Annotated in this window: 19 protein-coding genes; 6 read left to right on the top strand and 13 right to left on the bottom strand. The window is 40.7% G+C overall.

Going from position 1 to position 20,380, the window contains the following annotated elements; genetic code table 11:
* Together ACRRSQ_RS00370 and ACRRSQ_RS00365 are read left to right on the top strand one after the other, a co-directional pair.
* Positions 1-1,140: a porin gene (locus ACRRSQ_RS00370; RefSeq protein WP_440873707.1), complete on the top strand. Its 1,140-nt coding sequence runs from the start codon at positions 1-3 to the stop codon at positions 1,138-1,140.
* A 10-nt stretch (positions 1,141-1,150) separates the two neighbouring features.
* Complete coding sequence (locus ACRRSQ_RS00365) at positions 1,151-1,567, top strand: phosphate ABC transporter substrate-binding protein (RefSeq protein WP_440873706.1); 417 nt, start codon at positions 1,151-1,153, stop codon at positions 1,565-1,567.
* Positions 1,568-1,666: 99 nt separating this feature from the next.
* Here the strand turns inward: ACRRSQ_RS00365 and ACRRSQ_RS00360 are convergent, their stop codons facing one another.
* The 5 genes from ACRRSQ_RS00360 to ACRRSQ_RS00340 all read right to left on the bottom strand — a co-directional run bounded on the left by ACRRSQ_RS00360 (position 1,667) and on the right by ACRRSQ_RS00340 (position 6,023).
* Positions 1,667-2,206, bottom strand: a complete 540-nt coding sequence (locus tag ACRRSQ_RS00360) for a peroxiredoxin family protein (protein ID WP_440873705.1) — start codon at positions 2,204-2,206, stop codon at positions 1,667-1,669.
* Between the two features lie 259 nt (positions 2,207-2,465).
* Entirely contained in the window at positions 2,466-3,656 is a 1,191-nt protein-coding gene (locus ACRRSQ_RS00355) for a DEAD/DEAH box helicase (protein ID WP_440873704.1), read from the bottom strand.
* Between the two features lie 77 nt (positions 3,657-3,733).
* Positions 3,734-4,066: a PBPRA1643 family SWIM/SEC-C metal-binding motif protein gene (locus tag ACRRSQ_RS00350; protein ID WP_440873703.1), complete on the bottom strand. Its 333-nt coding sequence runs from the start codon at positions 4,064-4,066 to the stop codon at positions 3,734-3,736.
* Positions 4,067-4,234: 168 nt separating this feature from the next.
* Positions 4,235-4,903 (bottom strand): glutathione S-transferase family protein, encoded by a 669-nt coding sequence (locus ACRRSQ_RS00345; protein ID WP_440873702.1) that lies wholly within the window; start codon positions 4,901-4,903, stop codon positions 4,235-4,237.
* Between the two features lie 181 nt (positions 4,904-5,084).
* Entirely contained in the window at positions 5,085-6,023 is a 939-nt protein-coding gene (locus ACRRSQ_RS00340) for an ABC transporter substrate-binding protein (protein ID WP_440873701.1), read from the bottom strand.
* 102 nt (positions 6,024-6,125) lie between these two features.
* On the opposite strand from ACRRSQ_RS00340, the gene ACRRSQ_RS00335 reads away from it, so the two are divergent.
* The 3 genes from ACRRSQ_RS00335 (at position 6,126) to ACRRSQ_RS00325 (ending at position 8,136) form a co-directional block, all read left to right on the top strand.
* Positions 6,126-6,464, top strand: a complete 339-nt coding sequence (locus tag ACRRSQ_RS00335; protein ID WP_440873700.1) for a GIY-YIG nuclease family protein — start codon at positions 6,126-6,128, stop codon at positions 6,462-6,464.
* Positions 6,465-6,574: 110 nt separating this feature from the next.
* Complete coding sequence (locus ACRRSQ_RS00330) at positions 6,575-7,441, top strand: alpha/beta hydrolase family protein (protein ID WP_440873699.1); 867 nt, start codon at positions 6,575-6,577, stop codon at positions 7,439-7,441.
* Between the two features lie 26 nt (positions 7,442-7,467).
* Positions 7,468-8,136 (top strand): haloacid dehalogenase type II, encoded by a 669-nt coding sequence (locus ACRRSQ_RS00325; protein WP_440873698.1) that lies wholly within the window; start codon positions 7,468-7,470, stop codon positions 8,134-8,136.
* Between the two features lie 60 nt (positions 8,137-8,196).
* On the opposite strand, the gene ccoG is transcribed toward ACRRSQ_RS00325, so the two are convergent.
* Positions 8,197-9,570, bottom strand: a complete 1,374-nt coding sequence (gene ccoG / locus ACRRSQ_RS00320; protein ID WP_440873697.1) for a cytochrome c oxidase accessory protein CcoG — start codon at positions 9,568-9,570, stop codon at positions 8,197-8,199.
* A gap of 121 nt (positions 9,571-9,691) precedes the next feature.
* On the opposite strand from ccoG, the gene ACRRSQ_RS00315 reads away from it, so the two are divergent.
* The gene (locus ACRRSQ_RS00315; RefSeq protein ID WP_440873696.1) at positions 9,692-11,116 is read left to right on the top strand and encodes a PLP-dependent aminotransferase family protein; all 1,425 of its coding nucleotides are present in this window, start codon (positions 9,692-9,694) and stop codon (positions 11,114-11,116) included.
* Positions 11,117-11,324: 208 nt separating this feature from the next.
* Here the strand turns inward: ACRRSQ_RS00315 and ACRRSQ_RS00310 are convergent, their stop codons facing one another.
* The 7 genes from ACRRSQ_RS00310 to ACRRSQ_RS00280 all read right to left on the bottom strand — a co-directional run bounded on the left by ACRRSQ_RS00310 (position 11,325) and on the right by ACRRSQ_RS00280 (position 20,374).
* A complete protein-coding gene (locus ACRRSQ_RS00310) occupies positions 11,325-14,453 on the bottom strand; it encodes an efflux RND transporter permease subunit (protein WP_440873695.1) in 3,129 nt (1,042 codons plus the stop codon).
* Between the two features lie 13 nt (positions 14,454-14,466).
* The gene (locus ACRRSQ_RS00305) at positions 14,467-16,071 is read right to left on the bottom strand and encodes an efflux RND transporter periplasmic adaptor subunit (RefSeq protein ID WP_440873694.1); all 1,605 of its coding nucleotides are present in this window, start codon (positions 16,069-16,071) and stop codon (positions 14,467-14,469) included.
* The gene (locus ACRRSQ_RS00300; protein ID WP_440873693.1) at positions 16,071-17,465 is read right to left on the bottom strand and encodes a TolC family protein; all 1,395 of its coding nucleotides are present in this window, start codon (positions 17,463-17,465) and stop codon (positions 16,071-16,073) included. Before ACRRSQ_RS00300 ends, ACRRSQ_RS00305 begins: the two co-directional genes overlap by 1 nt.
* 135 nt (positions 17,466-17,600) lie before the next feature.
* Positions 17,601-18,104, bottom strand: coding sequence for a hypothetical protein (locus ACRRSQ_RS00295; protein ID WP_440873692.1), 504 nt, complete (start codon positions 18,102-18,104; stop codon positions 17,601-17,603).
* 116 nt (positions 18,105-18,220) lie between these two features.
* Entirely contained in the window at positions 18,221-18,739 is a 519-nt protein-coding gene (locus tag ACRRSQ_RS00290; RefSeq protein WP_440873691.1) for an NUDIX hydrolase, read from the bottom strand.
* A 104-nt stretch (positions 18,740-18,843) separates the two neighbouring features.
* On the bottom strand, positions 18,844-19,494 hold the full coding sequence (locus ACRRSQ_RS00285; protein WP_440873690.1) for a DsbA family protein: 651 nt from the start codon (positions 19,492-19,494) through the stop codon (positions 18,844-18,846).
* Positions 19,495-19,585: 91 nt separating this feature from the next.
* Positions 19,586-20,374 carry an HvfC/BufC family peptide modification chaperone gene (locus ACRRSQ_RS00280; RefSeq protein ID WP_440873689.1) on the bottom strand — a complete coding sequence of 263 codons (789 nt, stop codon included), beginning with the start codon at positions 20,372-20,374 and terminating at the stop codon, positions 19,586-19,588.
* Positions 20,375-20,380 lie beyond the last annotated feature (6 nt).

Genomic DNA, 20,380 nt, shown 5'->3' with positions numbered 1-20,380 from the left:
ATGAACAACAAACTTACAACTATTGCGTTGGCAACGGCCTTTATTACGGCTCCTGTGCACGCTGAAATAATGTTCAGTGGTTTTGGCCAAATTGTCGCGGGCACCACAACCTCTAGTAGCGATACCTTATATGGCTACGACGACAATATCGACTTTAAAGAAGGTTCGTTATTTGCCCTGCAAGCATCGACCGATCTCGAAAACGGTTTAGGTGTCACTGTGCAGTTAACGGCTAAAGGCGCTGATGACTGGGATCCTGACTTTAAGTGGGCTTACTTAAGTTATGATGTTAATGATGAACTAAGGGTATTAGCTGGTCGTCAGCGTGTACCGTTTTATATGTATTCTGACTACTTAGACGTTTCTTATGCATACCCTTGGATCACACCGCCCAGTGGCGTTTACGACTTAATTATTGATACTTTCGATGGTTTAGGCGCAATTTACACCACTAATTTTGGCGATGTTGACGCGACTTTCCATGGCATGGTGGGTCGCAATACCGATACATTAGAACTATTGGGTGATGACGTAAAACTAGAAACTAACGACTTTGTTGGTTTAGCATCAACATTCACTTATGACTGGTTAACGTTAAGAGCTGCTTATTTTGTTGCTGATTTATCAATGCCTATTCAAGGATTAGAAGCCCTCTCTGCAGGCTGGACAGCCGCAGGTCAGGCAGATGTCGCGGCGAATACCAGTGTTAATGAAGACTCCACTTCATTTTTAGAGCTTGGTTTTCAAGTCAATATTGATCAAGTAATTGTCGTTGGTGAATATACAGAGTTAGATATCGACAACTCACCATTTGGCGTTACTGAATCATTTTATGTGATGGCAGGCTATCAATTCGACACCGTATTAGTGCATGTGACTTACGGCGCGGATGATGATGTAAGTGATATTTTCACCTCGCACATCCCATACGGAATTAACGATTCAGTCGACTTTTTAAAAGCACAGACTGAAGGCTTTGTCATGTCACAAAATGAAGATCAAGACTACATTACACTAGGTCTACGTTACGATTTTCATGACTCAGCAGCACTGAAATTTGAATATACTGACTTTTCAGATAACAATGCAAGTATTAACGATGCAGGCCTATTACGTGCTGCTATAGTGACTGTATTTTAAGGAGAACATCATGAAGTTTTTAATCAAAAGCGCCGTTGTCATGCTATCCTTATTTAGCACATTAGCTGCAGCGGAAGTTGCAGTTATCGTAAACTCGGCTAATGCCAATGCCATTTCCGATAAAGATATTAATCGTATCTTTTTAGGTAAAAACAAAACCTTTGCCGATGGTAATAAAATCACAGCAATTAACTTAAAATCAGGTAGCGATACCCGAACAGAGTTTGATGAAAAAGCCTTAGGAAAATCAAGTTCGCAGGTAAAAGCTTATTGGTCTAAGTTAATTTTTTCCGGCAAAGCCAAACCTCTAAAAGAGCTAGGTTCAGACAGTGAAGTGCTTAAGTTTGTCGCATCAACCCCAAACGCTATCGCTTATGTCAATAGCGCCAGTGTTGACGGTTCGGTAAAAGTAGTAAAAAAGCTGTAGACTAGCGTAACGCTAGGCATAGTGAACTAACTTTAAAATTAAATAAAAGGCACTGATAAGATCAGTGCCTTTTTTACTACCTTAATTTTTATCAATTAATTACTTTGTATTAGGGGCTTTTGCCACATTTAACTGTGCAAGTGTTTTTGCCATATCTTCTGCGGCTGTTGCCGGTGTAATGTCTTCATCAATTTTTAAAATCTTACCATCAATGGATATATAAAAAGTTACCCTGCTCGCCACGCGAAAAACATTTAATACATCATATGCCTTTGCTGCAGCTTTAGTAGGGTCGCTTAACATTGGAAAGTCAGCTTTGGTTTTTTCAGCAAAATCTCGGTTATCGTCTAACGGATCAACACTCGCCATAAAGTAACTGACGTCAAACTCACGAATTAAGTGCCCTTGTTCAACAATCGACTTACATTCAATGGTGCAACCTCGAGTATTAGCCATAGGATACCAAGCCAATACAACAGCTTGTTTTCCTTTGTAATCACTTAAACGGTAAAAGTCACCATTGGTTGCTTGAAGGTTAAAGTCAGGCGCCACATCGCCCACTTTAAGTGATGCAGCTTGAATAGGTAAGGCGAATAAAGCGGTTAAAAATACCAGTACGATTGAGGATGTTTTTTTCATTTGAATTTAAGACCTAATAAAAAGTGATCTTAAGTATTACAAAATAAACAAAAGATAAATACCTTGCTAAGTATTTTAATGAAAAGATAAAACGATTTAGGGGCTGTTGACCTTTCGTGTTTATTTTTGCAGCAGTTTATCGGTATTTAGACCAAGCATTGCGATTGCTATGTGGTTATTCCACATGAAAGTGCAATAATGAAGTATAAATGCCTAGAAACGCTGCCCTTTGGGTTCAACCTCGAAAGTTCAACAACCCTTAGTTAACGCGCTTATTTTTAGGTACGTAATTTAATATTGACACCGGCACGACCTTTTTAACGTCAAAGCCTTCGAAAGCCTTTCTTTCAATTACATGCCCAAGTCTACTTTCAATTGCACAAAGGTTACGAAAATTATCTTTCGCAACTAAAGAAACCGCTTCTCCCGCTGCGCCTGCTCGCCCTGTACGGCCGATCCTATGAATATAATCATCGGCTTTATCAGGTAAATCATAGTTGATCACTAACGACAACTCACCAATATCAATACCGCGGGCAGCAATACCTGTTGCGACTAAAAATTGAATTTTACCTGACTTAAAGTCAGCTAAAATTTGCTCTCTCACCGCTTGTGTGCGCCCACTATGAATAGACTCGGCGCTAATATCGCGTTTGGCTAGTTGACTGACTAATTTAGCTGCGCCGTGTTTTGTTTCAATAAAGATAAGCGCTTGTTGCCATTGCTGCTCTTTGATTAAATGGCTTAATAATGCCGACTTGTTACTTTTATCAACCGTTACCAACCATTGCTTTATTTGCGGTTTGGATGACTGTTTTGACACCGTTGAAATTTCACAAGCATTAGGGTCAATAGTACGTTTAGCTAATGCACGTACATCAGCTGAAATTGTCGCAGAAAATAATAAGTTCTGCCGCTTAACAGGTAAACGTTCAATAATTTTATTAATATCATCAATAAAGCCCATATCTAGCATACGGTCAGCTTCATCAAGCACTAAAAACTCTAAGACGTCAAAATGCAGTGCACGCTGATGAGCCATATCTAACAAACGCCCAGGCGTAGCCACTAAAATATCAACACCCCAAATAAGCTGCTGTTTTTGCGGTTCTATTTCTGTGCCGCCATACATTGCCATTGAACTTAACTCAAGGTTTTCACTATAACGTTTAATGTTACTCTCGACCTGAATGGCAAGCTCTCTTGTCGGCACTAAAACAAGTGCACGAATACGTTTACCACGTAGTTTATTGGTCGTTGTGAGCTTCTCAAGCATAGGCAAGACAAAACTTGCCGTTTTACCTGTACCTGTTTGCGCGGCAGCGATAATATCTTTGCCACTTAAAATTTCGGGGATTGCTTGAGTTTGAATATCGGTTGGCTGAGCATAGCCAAGCCCAGTAACAGCTTCAACAATGGGGGTTGATAAACCTAGATTAGAAAATGACATATATTTCTCAGAATAATAAAGACGTTATGCAAAAACCTTAACCGACTTGAATGAGTTAACGTTTAAAATGTAATTTGCTAACCGCAGCATTTTTTATATTTTTTGCCACTACCACATAGGCAAGGCGCATTTCTTTCTGGTACTTTTTCAAATCGCTGTGTCGTCGGTTTATTCAAAACGGTTTCTAATTCCGTAATATTTTCTTCATCAGCGGCACTAATTTCAATGACGGCAAACAAGCTATGCTCATCTAAAATGGTTTGAATTTCATCTTGTCGCTGCTTATTTTGAACAAGTAAAGACAATGGGTTAGCTTTACTACCAGCTTTCACATTAGGTTTAGGGTTATAACCACTTTTGCCGTACTTGCCCATAACATCGGGAGTACCTTTAAAAAAGAATTTTGACACGAAATAACCTCAAGCTAACAACTAAAAAAATAGGGCGCTATGTTAACAGTATGCTCGTCTTATAGCTAAAACAAACCGGTAATTTTTAGTTAATCGTGCCAATAAAATTAGTACTCAAATTTACATAAGGTACATTTCTAGTTTCAGCGATTCGTTATCTAGCATTGACTATTTAGAGAGCATTTTTTTAATTTGCTCGGCACGCTCTTGATCTGAAATATCCGCTGGAGGTGGTGTAACAATACCTTTTTGACAAGCAGGTCGCTCGGCCAATTCATCTAACCAACGTTGTAAGTGCACTAAGCCTTGAATATCAACACCACTCCATTCATGTATACGCACCCAAGGCCATGTCGACATATCCGCAATAGAGTATTCATCACCAGCTAAATATTGATGAGTACTTAATTGGTTATTCATGACCTCAAAAAGGCGACGGCCTTCTTTTTGATAACGCTCGATTGCCGCAGGGATTTTTTCAGGGAAGTATCGAAAAAAAACATTGGCCTGCCCCATCATTGGGCCAACACCACCAATTTGAAACATCAGCCACTGAATAACTTGCGAATATTTTTTAGGATCACTCGGTATAAATCGTCCTGTTTTTTCGGCCAGGTACATCAAAATAGCACCAGATTCAAAGACAACAAAATCATCATTATCTCGGTCAATTATGGCTGGAATTCGACCATTTGGATTGATTGCTAGAAACTCAGGCTTTTTCTGGTCTAATGCTGATAAATCTAAATGGTGTACTTGATATTCCAAGCCCATTTCTTCTAACGCAATAGATATCTTATATCCGTTTGGTGTAGCCGCAGTATAAAGATCAATCATGATATTTCCAGTCTAGTTAATTTTAACAAAGCATTTACGGTAAACTATACCGATCGGTAAAATATGTCAATATAGTCACTGAAAACATGTCACTTCAGGAAAATAGATATGCTACGTCAAAAACACAATTTAGGGAGAGCGTTATAAAAGTAACTCTATAAATACCAATAGAACCAAAAGATTATGATTCACATTGATACTCAAGCCAGTCACTACTTTGGGCGGAAAACTCCTTCATCCAAAAATCTATCGCCTGTTGTTCGGTTCTTTTATTTACCCCATATAAAAGAGTAGCTTCGGCAATCATAGCGGATGTAAAGTTTACCCGTTGAATTAACTGATAAATACAAGGAAAGTTATTCTTAAGCCCTGGCCACGCGACTTTTTTTATTTTGGTTGCTCTTGGGTTGCCGCAGTCATGTGTCATGGTTTTGTTTATGCCCCAACGGGGTGAAGTTTTGCAAGCTTCTTCAAACGGTGGAAATTCTACAAAGCTGCCATCAAAGTGTTGAAAAATCCAGCTCGGTGTCCAATTAAGCATAACGATAGGTTGCTTTTTATTTAACGATGCGATGAATTTTTCCCACAACTCCCGTTCATTTTTTAAGCGCACCAGTGAAAAGTTTAAATCAAGTGATCGCACAAGCTCGGGGTCTCTATGGTTCCAAGGGCCCGTATAAAACACGCCTTTAGTTGGCTCTGTTTGGTTGCTAAAAATTTCGGCACACGCATTTAAGGCTTGCCAATTAGGCAAACCAGGGCATAATTTTTCGACGAATTTTGGATACCACCACTCTTCCCTTCCTATTGCACTATGGGTTCCCAGATCTTCAATAAGTCCCTTATCAATCGCAATTTGGATGTTACCGTCGCCTTCATTTTGCCAAGTTTCAATTTGCAGATGTACCAAGCCGGTTCGCAATGCGCCAATTTGGTCAATTGAATTTATCGGCAAGTATTCAACCTTGTAGCCAAGTTCCGAAATTTTATTACCAACAATTTTAGTTAATATGCGCTGACTCACCCAGCCATTAAACGGCAAAACAATCGTTGAGTCGGCAACACTCTTGGCTTGAACATCAAACATTATCAAGGCAATAATAATTAACCAGCAACGCATTCGAAGTTGTCCTACAATCATTAATGTTTATATTATTATAGACTTGTGTTTTCAAAAAAATGCATAATACTAAAAAGAAATGCCCGCAGGGAATAATGCTCAATGGAATATCAGCACAGGGAAAGGCAAAGTATTAAATTAAACTCAACATTAGGCAATGTCTATGTCATGACACACTCCTTTTTTTCTGATGTGATTAGAATAGGCTGTACCAGCGAAGATCCTTTAGCCCTTGCGAGCTTGTTATCTGAAAGAACACCCGGACAATATTCATTGTATTTCACTTTAAATTGCCTCAATGCAGTATCAGTAAACGATAAATTGCAATCGTATTTAGCTCTGCAAAAATATACTAACGAATTTTATTCCGTAACGCCTGAAGAGGCGCAAAAATTATTAATCAGAGAAGCAATGCGAATTCCAACGCTGAGTACTCACTAAGTCACTTTCTTAATCAATTTAGCCTTCACTTATCACAGCGCATTAAGTTGCTCTACTATTTAAAAAGCCGTATGTTAACCGTTAATTATAATTTTAATAGTTAACACCTCATGACATCAGCAAGTGCTAACAGTATCACCATCACCTGTTCAGATGGTCAGACATTATCAGCAAATGAATATCAACCAAGCGGTACATTAAAAGGTGCGATACTTATTGGTCCTGCAACGGGAATAAAAAAAGAATTTTATGCAAATTTTGCTTCGTATCTTGCTGAAAATGGCTATGGCGTTATTACGTTTGATAATCGCGGTATAGGCGGCTCATTAAATGGAAACATTCACCATAGCAAAATCACATTACAGTGCTGGGGTGAAAAAGATATGCCTGCGGTATTTGAACAACTTAAATTCTCATTTCCTAATGCTAAATATCATTTAGTGGGTCATAGCGCTGGTGGGCAACTCATTGGCTTGATGCATAATGCGCATGAACTAAGCTCTATTTTTAATTATGCTTGCTCTTCTGGGCAATTAAAAAATATGAAAACAAAAGACAAGCTAAAAGCGCATTTTTTCATGAACGTTTTTATTCCCGTCAGTAACGCACTTTTTGGCTATACCAAGTCGCAGTGGGTTGGCATGGGCGAGCCATTACCTAAAAACGTTGCCAAACAATGGCGGCATTGGTGTAACAATCAAGGTTATGTACAAACCGCCTTTGGTAAAACTGTGTTCCAGCATTATTACGATGAATTATCACTTCCTTCTTATTGGGTTAACGCCGATGATGACTTTATTGCCAATAATAAAAATGTTGCCGATATGCTCTCAGTATTTCCAAAATTTGAAGCACAAACATTGACGCTAAATTTGGCCGATTATCATTTAAAGGAAATAGGTCACATGAAATTTTTTAGTAAAAAAGCAAAAATATTATGGCCATTAGCGCTTAACTGGTTAGAAAAGCACTCTTAATCCCCCATTTTACTCACGAGGCAACAATGAGCAAAACTTTAGCATTTGATGTTTACGGCACATTAATTAATACCCATGGTGTATTAACCCTACTGCAAGATATGGTGGCAGATAAAGCTTTGCTGTTTTCTAACACATGGCGCAATAAACAGCTTGAGTATTCATTTCGCCGTGGCTTAATGCAGCGTTATCAAAACTTTAGCGTTTGCACAAGCCAAGCGCTTGATTTTACCGCTGACTATTTAAAAGTTTCGTTAACCCAACAGCAAAAACACACCTTGTTAAAAGCCTATCAAACACTGCCGAGTTTTTCTGATGTTGAACCGGCACTAAAAACACTTGGCAAAACCCATCAACTTTATGCCTTTTCAAATGGCAGCGCTGAGGCAGTTGATACCTTGTTAAACTCGGCTGGGCTCAAACATCATTTTATCGATATTATCAGCACCGACGAGATTCAAACCTTTAAGCCCAATCCCGCTTGTTATCAACATTTACTGACACGGGCGGGATCAACTCCGATGAATACTTGGCTAATTTCCAGTAACCCATTTGATGTCATTGGCGCACTTGATAGTCAGTTAAATGCGGCATGGGTGAAGCGAACAACCCATGCGGTATTTGACCCGTGGGAGCTTACGCCAACGGCTGAAATTGAACATTTAACTGAGCTTGCAAATAAACTCATTGAATAATTAATATCTGAGTAATTGTTAAGTGAATAATTGTTAGCTAATTAAGTAGCAAGTAAAAAGCTACCAAGCGCCGGCACCACTATAAAAGGCGCTGGTTTTAACTATCTCATTACGCTTATTTAATTCCGTTATGGTAAATTGAATGTCGTCGCGATTGTTTAAAAGCTCAACATCTGTGGTTACCGCAAGCGTATGCGTTGTTAACTCCCCTGGCATAATATCAAACTCGCTATTGCCAATAATTTTAGCCCCCGCTAAGCCAGTTAATTTAATCTGGTATGAATTAGTAAGCTGAGATTTATTGCGAATTTTAAAGACATAGCTATTTTCGACATCACCTGATTGATTAATGCGATATAACGCTTGTCGGTCTCGAATAATATTAACGTCGAAACTCTGCCAACTCATCGCCCAAATTAACATCGCCACTAAGGTTATCGTTACACAGCTGCCGTAGCCAATATGACGCTGCCACCCTTTTTGTGTTGCTTGTTCACTTTGAAAGGTAATTAAGCCTTTATCATAATTAAATTGCGTCATGGTCATATCGCAAGCATCAATACACAGCGCACAGTTTATACATTCATATTGCAAACCATCTCTTATATCAATACCAACCGGGCAAACTTGCACACACAAATTACAATCAACACAATCGCCCATATCGGCTGGTTTTTCTTGATTGCGCTTTCTCATGCCTCGGCCTTCACCACGTGTGGCATCATAGCTAACCAGTTTGGTTGTTTGATCAAACATAGCCGATTGAATACGTGCATAAGGACACATATGCAAACACATTTTTTCTCTGATCCAGCCGCCATTCACATACGTGCACAAGGCAAAAAATAGCACCCAATAAAACACCAGTGACGAGACACTAAAGCTAAAAAACGGGAGGTATAACTGCTCAACAGTGACAAAATACGAAATAAACACTAATGAGGTTATTAACGACAAAACCAGCCAAATGGTATGTTTTATGACTTTCTTAACAACTTTCTCGGTGCTCATCGCTTGCTTATCTAAGCTGCGGCTTTGATTATGAGAGCCTTCAACTCTGCGCTCAACCCAGTTGAACATCAACATCCAAACCGTCTGCGGGCAAGTAAAACCGCACCATACACGTCCATAAAACTTAGTCACGTACAACAATAAAAACGCCGCCAGAATAAAAACCAAAGATAAAATAACCAGGTCTTGTGGAAATAAGGTTAACGAAAACAGGTGAAATTGTTGCTGGCTTAAATCAAAAAATACCGCTTGGGCGCCTCGATATTTAACGAATGGCAGACCAATAAATAACGCAATGAGCACAAATGATAATACTCGTCGAATACGTTGAAAGTGGCCATTTTGTTCACGAATATATATTTTATCTTCTGCAACAGGCACTTTCACTATCAAGTTATCTTTTGATAAAAAGGCAGGTTTCATCTCATCTCTCCGCTAAATAATTACGGAGCTAAGTGTAAAGATCCAATCTGTTATTAATAGATACAAATAAATAAACTATAATAGGTACAGATTAAATTCTTTAAAATAGTGCAGCCTGACCATGAGACAATTTAAGTATCAGCAACTCGCCAACCATTTACAGGCAAAAATTGATGAAAAAGTTTGGCAAGCCAACGAAAAGCTACCATCAATTCGTGAGTTAGCTCGCCAGCATAATGTCTCAAAAATATCGGTACAAAAAGCATTACATAATTTAGAAGCACGTGATCTTATTTTTGTAAAACCCAAGTCTGGCTATTATGTTTCAGCCAACAAGAATACAGCGCAGCAAACTCATCTATCTCAAAAACTCAATAAACCTAAACTTGTTGATATGCCAGAGATATTTTATGAAATTATGCAGCGAAGTGCCGCGTTTGACATTGCGCCAAACCGGGAAAGCAGCAGCCATGCCAGTCAAAGTTTATTGTTACTTAATCGCCATATCAGTCGTGCTTTGCGGCAAAAGCCTCAGCACAATGCGCTTTATTATTGCGAACCAAGTGGCGACGTGAAACTACGCGAACAAATCGCAAAACATTATCGAAAACGCGGTTTAACGGTTACTGCTGAGCAAATATGCATTACTTCAGGTTGCCAAAACAGTTTGTTTCTTGCGTTAACCGCCAGCTGTAAACCCGGCGACATTGTTGCCGTTGAAAGCCCCGCTTTTTATGGTGTTTTACAGTTATTACAGCAACTCAAACTAAAAGTTGTTGAATTGCCTAGCTCATTCACCACTGGCTTAAGCGTTGAAACGTTAGCGCAAGCAACATTAAAATGGCAAATAAAAGCCTGTGTGTTAACCGCCAACTTTGCCACGCCAACAGGTGCCTTGATACCTAAACATGAAAAAGAAAAAATTGTTGCCTTAGCACTTAAAAAAAATATCATCTTAATTGAAGATGATATTTACGGTGACTTAGGCTTTCACAGCAATATTGAACCACTTAAGCACTTTGACCAAAATGACAATGTTATTCTCTGTAGCTCATTTTCAAAATCCTTATCGCGAGATTTACGTATTGGCTGGGTAATTACCAATAAGCATTACCAAAAGATTGCCCACACTAAGTTGGTTTATCAACTTTCCACTAGCCAAGCGATGCAACAAGGCGTTACGAGCTTTTTAGCTGAAGGGCATTTTGAACGTCATTTGCACCAATATCGCCAAGTACTATTAAAACAGCGCCTACAACTAACAAATGCCATTGCAGAGCACTGGCAGTTTCCTACAAGATTTACGGTACCAGACGGCGGCCTCGCCATTTGGATAGAGCTACCCAAAAAAATTGACAGCTTTGCCTTATATCATCAAGCCATAGCCCAAGGCATTGTGATAACACCCGGCGGACTATTTTCGTCACTGAAACAATACTCAAATTTTCTGCGTTTAAGTTTTGCCCATCCGTGTACAGGCCGTCGTTTAGAGGCATTGAAAATGCTCGGGCAATTGTGTCGTAACCTGATAAAAACATCAGGTTAACATTGCCCAAGCTTTTCTCTTATAGCTTGATTCTTGTCTCTTGCAGCTTGTTTCTTGCCGCTTTTAACTTGTCCCTTACCGCTTGCCTCTTACCGTTTGCCTCTTACCGTTTGCCTCTTACCGTTTGCCTCTTGCCGTTTGCCTCTTGCCGCTTTTAACTTGTCTCTTATAGCTTGCTACTTGCCGCTAGTCCCTTGTAGCTTCTAGCTTACGGCTTATCCCTGTATGTTGAGCAGCGCAATAAATAAAATACCGCTGGCAATACCACTAACGTCAGTACAACTGCACTCGCCATACCGCCAACCATAGGCGCAGCGATGCGGCTCATGACTTCTGAACCGGTTCCTGTGCCATATAATATTGGCAACAAACCAATGATTATCGAACCTGCGGTCATCATTACCGGTCTTACACGCATTCCTGCGCCGGTTAATATTGCTTGAGCAAAATCATCCTTGGTTGGCTTGCTATTATTTGCCGCGCACTTAGCGTGCATTACCGCAATCGCTTGGTTTAAATAAACCAGCATGATCACCCCTATTTCAACCGCAACGCCTGCTAACGCAATAAAACCAACCCCAACTGCAACCGAGAAATTAAAGCCTTGTAAATACATTAACCAAATACTACCAACCATGGCTAATGGCAACGTGCCCATGATAATGCCAACCTCAACAAAATTTCTGAAATTTAAATAAAGCAGTACCATAATAATGAGCAACGTCAGTGGGATCACGTAAGTTAACTTGTCTTTGGCTCTAAGCATATATTCATATTGCCCTGACCAAGCAACAGAATATCCCGCCGGCAATAACAGTTGCTCAGCAACCAACAGCTGAGCACTTTCAACATAACTGCCAACATCTACGCCCTCAATATCAACAAATACCCAGCCATTAATACGCGCGTTTTCACTTTTAATCCCCGGTGGTCCATCTTCAATAAACACATCCGCGACATCAGCCAAAGCAATGCGCATACCGTTTGGCGTGACAATTGGCAGTTTTGACAGCTTTTCTGGCGAGTCTCGATAATCTTGCGGGTAACGTAAGTTAACCGGATAACGCTCTTGCCCTTCCACCGTTTGAGTAACATTCATACCGCCGATAGCAGAGGCAACCACTTGTTGAATATCTGCAATATTTAACCCGTAACGTGCGGCTTTTTGCCTTTGAATATCAACTTTTAGATAGCGACCACCGGCAACACGCTCTGAATACACCGAGGCAGTACCTTTTACCTGCGGCAATAAATTTTCTAACTGCTGACCGATATCTTGGATCACTTCCAAGTCTGCGCCCGCAATTTTAATACCGACCGGCGTTTTAATACCGGTAGCTAACATATCAATACGTGTTTTTATTGGCATAACCCAAGCATTACTCACCCCTGGAAATTTAACCAATTGGTCTAATTCATGTTTTAAACTTTCGGTAGTAACGCCCTCGCGCCATTCACTTTGAGGCTTTAATTGAATAAAGGTTTCGATCATGGTTAATGGCGCAGGATCGGTTGCCGTTTCAGCGCGCCCCACTTTGCCAAAAACGGTTTCCACCTCAGGTATGGTTTTAATGAGTTTATCGGTTTGCTGCAATAACTCTCGCGCTTTACCGATAGAAATGCCCGGATACGTGGTCGGCATGTACATCAGATCGCCTTCATCAAGTGGCGGAATAAACTCACTGCCAATTTTATTTATTGGCCAAAAACCCACTAAAGTGATGACTACCGCAGCCGCTAACGTGCTTTTTGGGAACTTCAGTACGCGTTTTAATACCGGTAAATACAGTGACGTTAATGCTTTGTTGACTGGGTTTTTCTGCTCTGGACGTACATTGCCACGTATAAAATAGCCCATAAGTACAGGCACTAAGGTTATCGCCAATGCAGCAGCAGCTGCCATCGCATAGGTTTTAGTAAACGCCAGCGGCGAGAACATTTTTCCTTCTTGCGCTTCTAAGGTAAATACCGGTAAAAAAGACACGGTAATAATTAATAACGAGAAGAACAAAGCCGGACCCACTTCACAGGCAGAGTCACTAACAATTTGCCAACGGTTTTCTTTCGTCAGTGGCGTTTTTTCCATATGCTTGTGCATATTTTCAATCATTACAATGGCGCCATCAACCATAGCGCCAATGGCAATTGCAATACCGCCAAGCGACATAATGTTGGCATTTATGCCCTGCATATGCATAACCGTAAACGCCGCTAATATGCCAACCGGTAAGCTAATAATTGCCACCAATGACGAGCGAATATGAAAAAGAAAGACCACACAAACTAAAGCCACCACCACAAATTCTTCAAATAGTTTTTGCCATAAATTATTCACTGATGAGGCGATTAGGTTCGAGCGATCATAAACCGGCACAACTTCAACACCGCCAGGCAGGCCTTTTTTAAGTTGCTCAAGTTTTTCTTTTACGCCAGTGATAGTTTTTTCCGCATTTTCACCCGAGCGCATAATTACCACACCGCCAACAACTTCGCCTTCGCCATTTAATTCGGCAATGCCACGTCGCATTTGCGGACCTAAACTGACTTGCGCCAAATCGCCGATTGTCAGTGGCGTGCCTTGTTCATTAAGCCCAAGGGGGATCGACTCAATATCTTCAATGCTTTTGATATAACCCGAGGCGGTGACCATATATTCAGCCTCTGCCATTTCAACAACCGAGGCACCGGTTTCTTGATTGCCTTGTTTTAAGGCCGTTTGAATATGGCTTAACGGCACGCCGTAAGCACTTAGCTTGTCGGGGTCAACTTGCACTTGGTATTGCTTAACCATGCCGCCAATTGCGGCAACTTCTGAAACGCCATCAACCATTTGCAATTCATATTTTAAAAACCAGTCTTGAATACTACGTAACTGACTAATGTCTAAATTACCGGTTTTATCAATCAGTGAGTAGAGGTAAATCCAACCAACACCGGTTGCATCTGGTCCTAGCTGTGGGCGGGCATTGGCCGGTAAACTTGGCGCCACTTGGCTTAAATACTCTAATACCCGACTACGTGCCCAATAAAGATCTGTGCCTTGGTCAAATATCACATAAACAAAAGAATCACCAAAGAATGAATAACCACGCACCGTAACCGCACCAGGTACCGACAACATTGCCGTAGTTAAGGGGTAAGTCACCTGATCTTGTACCACTTGTGGCGCTTGACCGGGATAGTTAGTTTTAATGATCACTTGCACATCAGATAAATCAGGCAAGGCATCAATTGGCGTATTTTTTAATGAATAAGCACCAGAGAGCACGACAAATAAGGTCGCCATCAAGACAAATAGGCGGTTTAGGATTGACCACTTGATAATCGCTTTAATCATATTAACCTCCTATTTAATGGTGCGCATGTTGCGGAACTGGCGCAGAAGTTGGCGCTGAACTTGAAACTGATTTTGTCACTGAATTGGATGCCTTATCTAACGCACTCATCACCTTAAGCTCGACCACAACTAAATCGTCGTGTACTTCAAAGACAAAGTTAATATTCATACCAACAGCAAGCGCGTTTAGGTCAATATGCTTAGCAACTAAAAAGTCCATCGTTGCTGCCGGTCGTTGCCACTTTTCAATCGCTTCTCGACTAATGGTGAGAACGCGGTTTTCACTATCAACTGCATTGATAACACCGTTGACTTGCGCTGTTGATACGTCACTTTTTTCACTCATTTTTTGATGATCATCTCTGTGTTGCATCAAATGATTTTCTTCCGCCGGCGCGCTATTAATACGGCGAAAATCTGAACTTTTGCTCGACTCAGAATCAATAAGAAATTGCGCCGAGGTCACAACAACATCGCCTTCGTTTACGCCATTGAGTATTTCGATATGATCATGGTTAACTCTGCCAATTGCCACTTCAACTGACTTAAATTGCCCTTCTCCTAGCGCAAGCACCACTCGGTCTTGTTTACCTGTTCGAATCACCGACTCTTTTGGCACCAGCAACGCATCATCAATCGAGTTGGCGTGAATTATCACTTGCGCAAACATATTCGGTTTTAGTGTTAGCTCGGGGTTAGCAAACTTTAAGCGAATACGCAGTGTACGTGTTTGAGGGTTCAGCGTTGGATAAACATAATCCACTTGACCTTGCCATTGCTGACCGGGCAAATAGTCTAGGCTCATCACCACAGGTAAGCCTGCTTTAACTAAAATGGCGTCACGCTCAAACACTTCAGCTTCAACCCACACTTGGTCGAGCTGAGCGATGCTCATTAAGGTATTGCCTGGTTTAACAAAAAAACCTTCGCGTATTTTAAGGCCGTTAATAACACCTGATTGCGGTGCATAAAAGGTGACGGTTTGTTGTACCTTTTGGGACTTTTCCAAACGCTTGATAAAAGATAACGGCAGTTGCAGCGCTTGCAATCTTTCTCTTGCTGCAACGATTAAGGTTTTGTTTTTACGTTTTATAGCGATCAGTAACTCTTCTTGCGCATTAACCAACTCAGGGGAATAAAGCGTATATAGCGGTTGATCTTTTTCAACCGGGTCGCCCGATGCTTTGACAAATAGCTGCTCAACCCAGCCATCAACCCTAGGATGAATATGCACCAATTTATCTTCATCGTATTGCACATAACCGACAGTAAAAATACGGGTATGCATTGACGTTTCGGCAACTTTGGCAGTTCTTACCCCTAAATTATTTACCACATGCGGCGCTATGCGTACCACGCCCTGCTCGCTTGATTGAGTCGATTGTGATTGCTGATAAACCGGCACAAGATCCATGCCCATAGGCGATTTACCCGGCTTGTCTCGACGATAGTTATCGTCCATAGGAGCAACCCAATAAAGTGGCTTTTGTTGATCATTGTTCTGCTCTATCGGCTCGACACTATTTAATTGAACAATAAAGAGAATGCCAGCGCCAATTGCGATGCCTAATAACAAAGTGAGCAAATGTTTGGTCAAAGTTTTAGTCAAGGTTGTCATTAGTTTTCTCCTTGTAACGTCATAGATTGACGCTGTGCTTTAGTAAAAAAGTAGTTAATACGTGCCACCGTTTTTAAGGCATTCACTTTTATCTCAAGCGCTGAAATTGCGGTATTTAACTCAACAATGCGCGCACGAACCACGTCAGAAAAATCACCCGTGTCGTTGGTATAAGCGGTAAGCGACGCTTCGGCTTGTTGATGAGTTTGTTGAATTAACTGTTGTTGATAAAGCGCTTGGCGTTTCGACAAATAGCGCAGCTGACTTATTTCTTTTTCGACACTTGCCAGCATATTTTTAATCACTAATAGCTTTTCAGTTTTAACGGCTTGGGCTTGAGCATAAGATGCACTGACCCATTTATCTTGGCGATTTTCTTTAAATATTGGCATATCAAAGGTTAGCCCTAACGAAAATAAATCCGCGCGATCATCGCCCGCGGGAGTATCGTTTCTTAGAGCGTAACTGGCGCTCATGCCCCATTGAGGTTTGTATTGTTCATTTGCTAAGGCAAGGTCTTTTTTGGCGATATCTTGTTTTATATCGATGGCGAGTACCGCAGGATGTTTCGCTAGTGCTTGCGCAATTTCGTTACGGGAATAATGTGCTTTGGTTAGTAAAAATCCGTGACTAAGACTCAGTGTAGGTAGCGTTGACGAGACCTTAAACTCTTGCGGTTGAGCGTCAAAATCTATCGAATATTCTCCAGATTCGCCTTGATAAACATGTAACCACTCATTTAACTGCGCCAGTGTAGTTTTAAGTTTTTGGCGTTGAACCGTTAACCTATCATCGAGTTGAATAAGTTCAAGTTGCGCGCGAATAACATCTTGTTGTTTAGCGCTAGCAAGCGTTGATGAATAACCAGCTGTCGCCACTTCAACGAGTTGTTCAAAAAGCGTTTTATCTTTATTTATCAGCGCAATCGTTTGCTGAGCTAAAAATGCATCTAGCCAAAGTTGCGAAATTTCAGCAGTTAACTTAGCTTTTCGCTGCGCACGTAAAAGCGGATATTTACTGGCAGCTAATTTAAGTTTTGATTGCTTAATTGCTAAAACATCGCCACGGGGAAATTGCTGCGAGATACCAAGCTTAACCTGACTCATCGCCTCTTGATTGAGATCCCAACTATCGGCCGGCACATTCGCCAAGGTCAAACTGACTTTCGGATCAGCAAACGTTGCCGCGGCAATGCTTTTCGCCTCTTGCGCGGACTGTTGTAATTCACTGCCGTGTAGCCAAGGATCGTTGGCATGGGCAAGATTAATCGCTTGCTGTAATGAAATTATTGGCTGAGCAAATACCGGCACAGAAGCGATAAAAGCTAAAACAAGAATAACCAAACGGGCAAGATAGCTTGCCTGCGGATAAGCGTAATAAATGATATTTTTCATAATTTTAAACAACACAATTTGCTTCCAACACCGTTGGAATATCCCTAGCAAAGCTTAATTGCTAAGGAATTTAGTAAAAAAGAAAGTTAATTAAGATGGTGTAAGTGCCTGAATTTTAGACGCACTTATCTTGTGTTAAGCAATTATCGGTGGACGATATAAAGAGGTTACAAAAGAGCTTTGTACTGAAAAGATTAAGCTTGAAATAGCGTGATGTTCGCTATAATCAGTCGCCAATAACACATGGGATGAAAGCACTGAAAAGCTTGCACAAACACTGGTTGAGCAATCGGCGTCACAGCAGTCATTGTGTTGACTGCTAGCCATTGTCTGTTGATTATCAGGTGTTGAGGCGATTTTTGAGGTCATGGTATCAGCATGCGCCATATTGGCGTGTTGATCATGGCTCATATTAGCATGTTGAGCATGTTGAGCATGTTGAGCATGGCTCATATTAGCGTGGTTCATTTCGACGTGCACCATACCGGCATGCCCACCATTAGCAACACTACTGTTATCAAAACCACCGTTATCAGAACCACTGTGGCTACAAGACATCATCGAATACGCGAATGCTTGGCCAACAAAGGCAATAAGCATAGTGATCACGATGATGACTTTAGATAACGACTTCAACATAGGTTCCAATTCGTTTTAACAAACAACTTAGCTAGGCACTAGCTAATACTCGCAGACCAGTTAATTTTATGCTTTTTTAACAAAAGCACAACTTAATTAAGGCGTTCTCTTTTAATTTAATTCACTAATTCGTCAACAATGCGTTTTAATAAGTATGTTTCCCGTTCTATCGACAAGCCCTTTTTACTGCTGTTAGCAATGGTATGCTCGTTGTGACTGATGGCTTGATGAATATTAATCCACGTTGGATGCATGCCATTGTCTATTTCATGCGCTTCAAGCTCTGGCGCTAATAACTCGTCATCAATAGAACAAACAAAACAGTAAGACTGCATGTGCACAATATCAAAACCTGGCTTGTGCCAAGGTCGATATTCTTCATACAAGCCAAAAGCTTGTATGTCTTGCACATTGTGCGCCCCTGTTTCTTCTTTTAACTCGCGCACTAAGCCGTCAGTTATGCTTTCCCCGTTATCTACACCGCCACCAGGCAAGCTATAGTCGTGATAACGTTTGGTATAAAGCAATAAAATATTGTCGCCATTGAGTACAATCGCACGGGTTGCTTTTCGTGTGAATGTTGTGGCTGACATATCGGTAATATCAGGATGAATGGTCGACTTTAATAAACGCATAACTAGAGCTTTTGCATGAAGATATTTTGGAGCGCCCCATTATAGGGTGTAAAGTGCAGAGTGCAATCTGCCATTAGGGTATTTAAATTTCGCTCAAAAAAAGCTTAACTTAACGCATTCTTAATTTGTGCAAAGCTAGTTTGCCAATACTGATAATCAAGCGTTATGGCAATGTTTTGACCATCAACGAACAAAACTAATGAAGGAAAGCCGTTAATTGGCAAACTTCTTACTTGGCTAATTTCGCTCATCAAACGGTTATTGATGCGTTCGCTGGCTAAAGCAGTGGAAAACATTTCACCATTTAAACCAATCGCTTTTGCTAATGACACTAACGTATGGGCTTCAGACGGGTTTTTCGCCTGTAAATAATAAGCTTGTTGAATGGCGAAAATCATCTCTTGCTCTAGGCCATGCTCTTTAGCAATTAACACCGCACGACAAGCCGGATAGGTTGACCGCTTTGGCTGACACTCATGCCAAAAGTCAAAATTAAACTCAGTGCCTAATTGATTCGCTATTTTTCGCCAAGTTTGCTGCAAAAATTGCTGCATATTTTCAGGCATAGGCGCATTACTGTCTGGCGCTAAACCCCCTAGACTGTATTGAATGTCAACTTGTTCGCCTAATTGCTTGGTTAATTGCTGTTGCAACAATTGCCAAGTACTGCGATAACCCCAACACCAACTGCACATTGGATCGTGCACATAATAAAGAATGGCTTTATCATTTTGCTTAACAGTGGATGTTGCCATTTAGCTTATTCCTTTGACCTTTGGGTTTAGTTATTCGTTTAATTATTAGATTAGTTATTCAATTAAATAGACATTAAAAAGTAAATAGACATTAAACGGTAAAATGACTGATCACGCCAGACCCCATAAAACGATTCATCAACGCATCCAAGTTAATATCACGATCAACACCTAACATCATGTCTATTAATTGTTCCAACGGCATTTTCTGATGCATGCCGCTAAGTAGTTTATATTCTGCGCCAGACAGCCGCACAATTTCAACCGCCCTTGCTCTTTTAAATACGGCTAGATAATGTTGCTGGTCGTTATCTATTTCGATGATTTCGCCCTGATTGCTACTGGCTTGATTCGCGTGCCAAATTGATAACAGTGGATAGGCTGAATGTAATAATTGCACAGAACTAGCCAGATGAAAGATCATCGTTAATGCCGCTTTGTCTGAAACCTCCGTTAATAAACTTGTTTTCATTGGCGTTATTGCGGCGCACAAACTGCTTTGATGATAGAGCCATTCAAGTTTCGCGACATCGGCTAAATAAGGTAATGCCTTGGCTGGCGAAAAGTCCGCTATAAACATCGAAAAGTTATCACCATAGTTGTCTATATTTGCAGTATTAGGTCGGTAAATTTTGATGTATTCTCGCGCCATCGCTTGAAAAAACGCTTCCCCGACTAATTTTTCTACCACGGGAAATGTCAACGCTAATACTTGAGTAAGATTACCCAAGGTACTGTGTTGGTAAATATTTAATAATGCATTAATTGGCAATTGACGCGAACGAATGAGCTTATCAAGGCAGTGTTCTTTATTGCTTCTTAGCGCTAACGTACAGTGTTCAAAAAATTCAGACTGCAACGTATATAATGACTCTGACATCTTGAA

This window comes from Thalassotalea sp. PLHSN55, assembly GCF_052030545.1.
In the GTDB taxonomy this organism is placed as follows: domain Bacteria; phylum Pseudomonadota; class Gammaproteobacteria; order Enterobacterales; family Alteromonadaceae; genus CANMXU01.
Note: the sequence above shows the minus strand (reverse complement) of the source record. Positions and strands in the feature narration are given on the sequence as shown.

Excerpts from the sequence above, each read along its gene's own strand:
- ACRRSQ_RS00370 (WP_440873707.1), top strand. The coding sequence starts at position 1 with ATGAACAACAAACTTACAACTATTGCGTTGGCAACGGCCTTTATTACG.
- ACRRSQ_RS00365 (WP_440873706.1), top strand. The coding sequence starts at position 1,151 with ATGAAGTTTTTAATCAAAAGCGCCGTTGTCATGCTATCCTTATTTAGC.
- ACRRSQ_RS00360 (WP_440873705.1), bottom strand. The coding sequence starts at position 2,206 with ATGAAAAAAACATCCTCAATCGTACTGGTATTTTTAACCGCTTTATTC.
- ACRRSQ_RS00355 (WP_440873704.1), bottom strand. The coding sequence starts at position 3,656 with ATGTCATTTTCTAATCTAGGTTTATCAACCCCCATTGTTGAAGCTGTT.
- ACRRSQ_RS00345 (WP_440873702.1), bottom strand. The coding sequence starts at position 4,903 with ATGATTGATCTTTATACTGCGGCTACACCAAACGGATATAAGATATCT.
- ACRRSQ_RS00340 (WP_440873701.1), bottom strand. The coding sequence starts at position 6,023 with ATGCGTTGCTGGTTAATTATTATTGCCTTGATAATGTTTGATGTTCAA.
- ACRRSQ_RS00335 (WP_440873700.1), top strand. The coding sequence starts at position 6,126 with ATGGAATATCAGCACAGGGAAAGGCAAAGTATTAAATTAAACTCAACA.
- ACRRSQ_RS00330 (WP_440873699.1), top strand. The coding sequence starts at position 6,575 with ATGACATCAGCAAGTGCTAACAGTATCACCATCACCTGTTCAGATGGT.
- ACRRSQ_RS00325 (WP_440873698.1), top strand. The coding sequence starts at position 7,468 with ATGAGCAAAACTTTAGCATTTGATGTTTACGGCACATTAATTAATACC.
- ccoG (WP_440873697.1), bottom strand. The coding sequence starts at position 9,570 with ATGAAACCTGCCTTTTTATCAAAAGATAACTTGATAGTGAAAGTGCCT.
- ACRRSQ_RS00315 (WP_440873696.1), top strand. The coding sequence starts at position 9,692 with ATGAGACAATTTAAGTATCAGCAACTCGCCAACCATTTACAGGCAAAA.
- ACRRSQ_RS00310 (WP_440873695.1), bottom strand. The coding sequence starts at position 14,453 with ATGATTAAAGCGATTATCAAGTGGTCAATCCTAAACCGCCTATTTGTC.
- ACRRSQ_RS00305 (WP_440873694.1), bottom strand. The coding sequence starts at position 16,071 with ATGACAACCTTGACTAAAACTTTGACCAAACATTTGCTCACTTTGTTA.
- ACRRSQ_RS00300 (WP_440873693.1), bottom strand. The coding sequence starts at position 17,465 with ATGAAAAATATCATTTATTACGCTTATCCGCAGGCAAGCTATCTTGCC.
- ACRRSQ_RS00295 (WP_440873692.1), bottom strand. The coding sequence starts at position 18,104 with ATGTTGAAGTCGTTATCTAAAGTCATCATCGTGATCACTATGCTTATT.
- ACRRSQ_RS00290 (WP_440873691.1), bottom strand. The coding sequence starts at position 18,739 with ATGCGTTTATTAAAGTCGACCATTCATCCTGATATTACCGATATGTCA.
- ACRRSQ_RS00285 (WP_440873690.1), bottom strand. The coding sequence starts at position 19,494 with ATGGCAACATCCACTGTTAAGCAAAATGATAAAGCCATTCTTTATTAT.
- ACRRSQ_RS00280 (WP_440873689.1), bottom strand. The coding sequence starts at position 20,374 with ATGTCAGAGTCATTATATACGTTGCAGTCTGAATTTTTTGAACACTGT.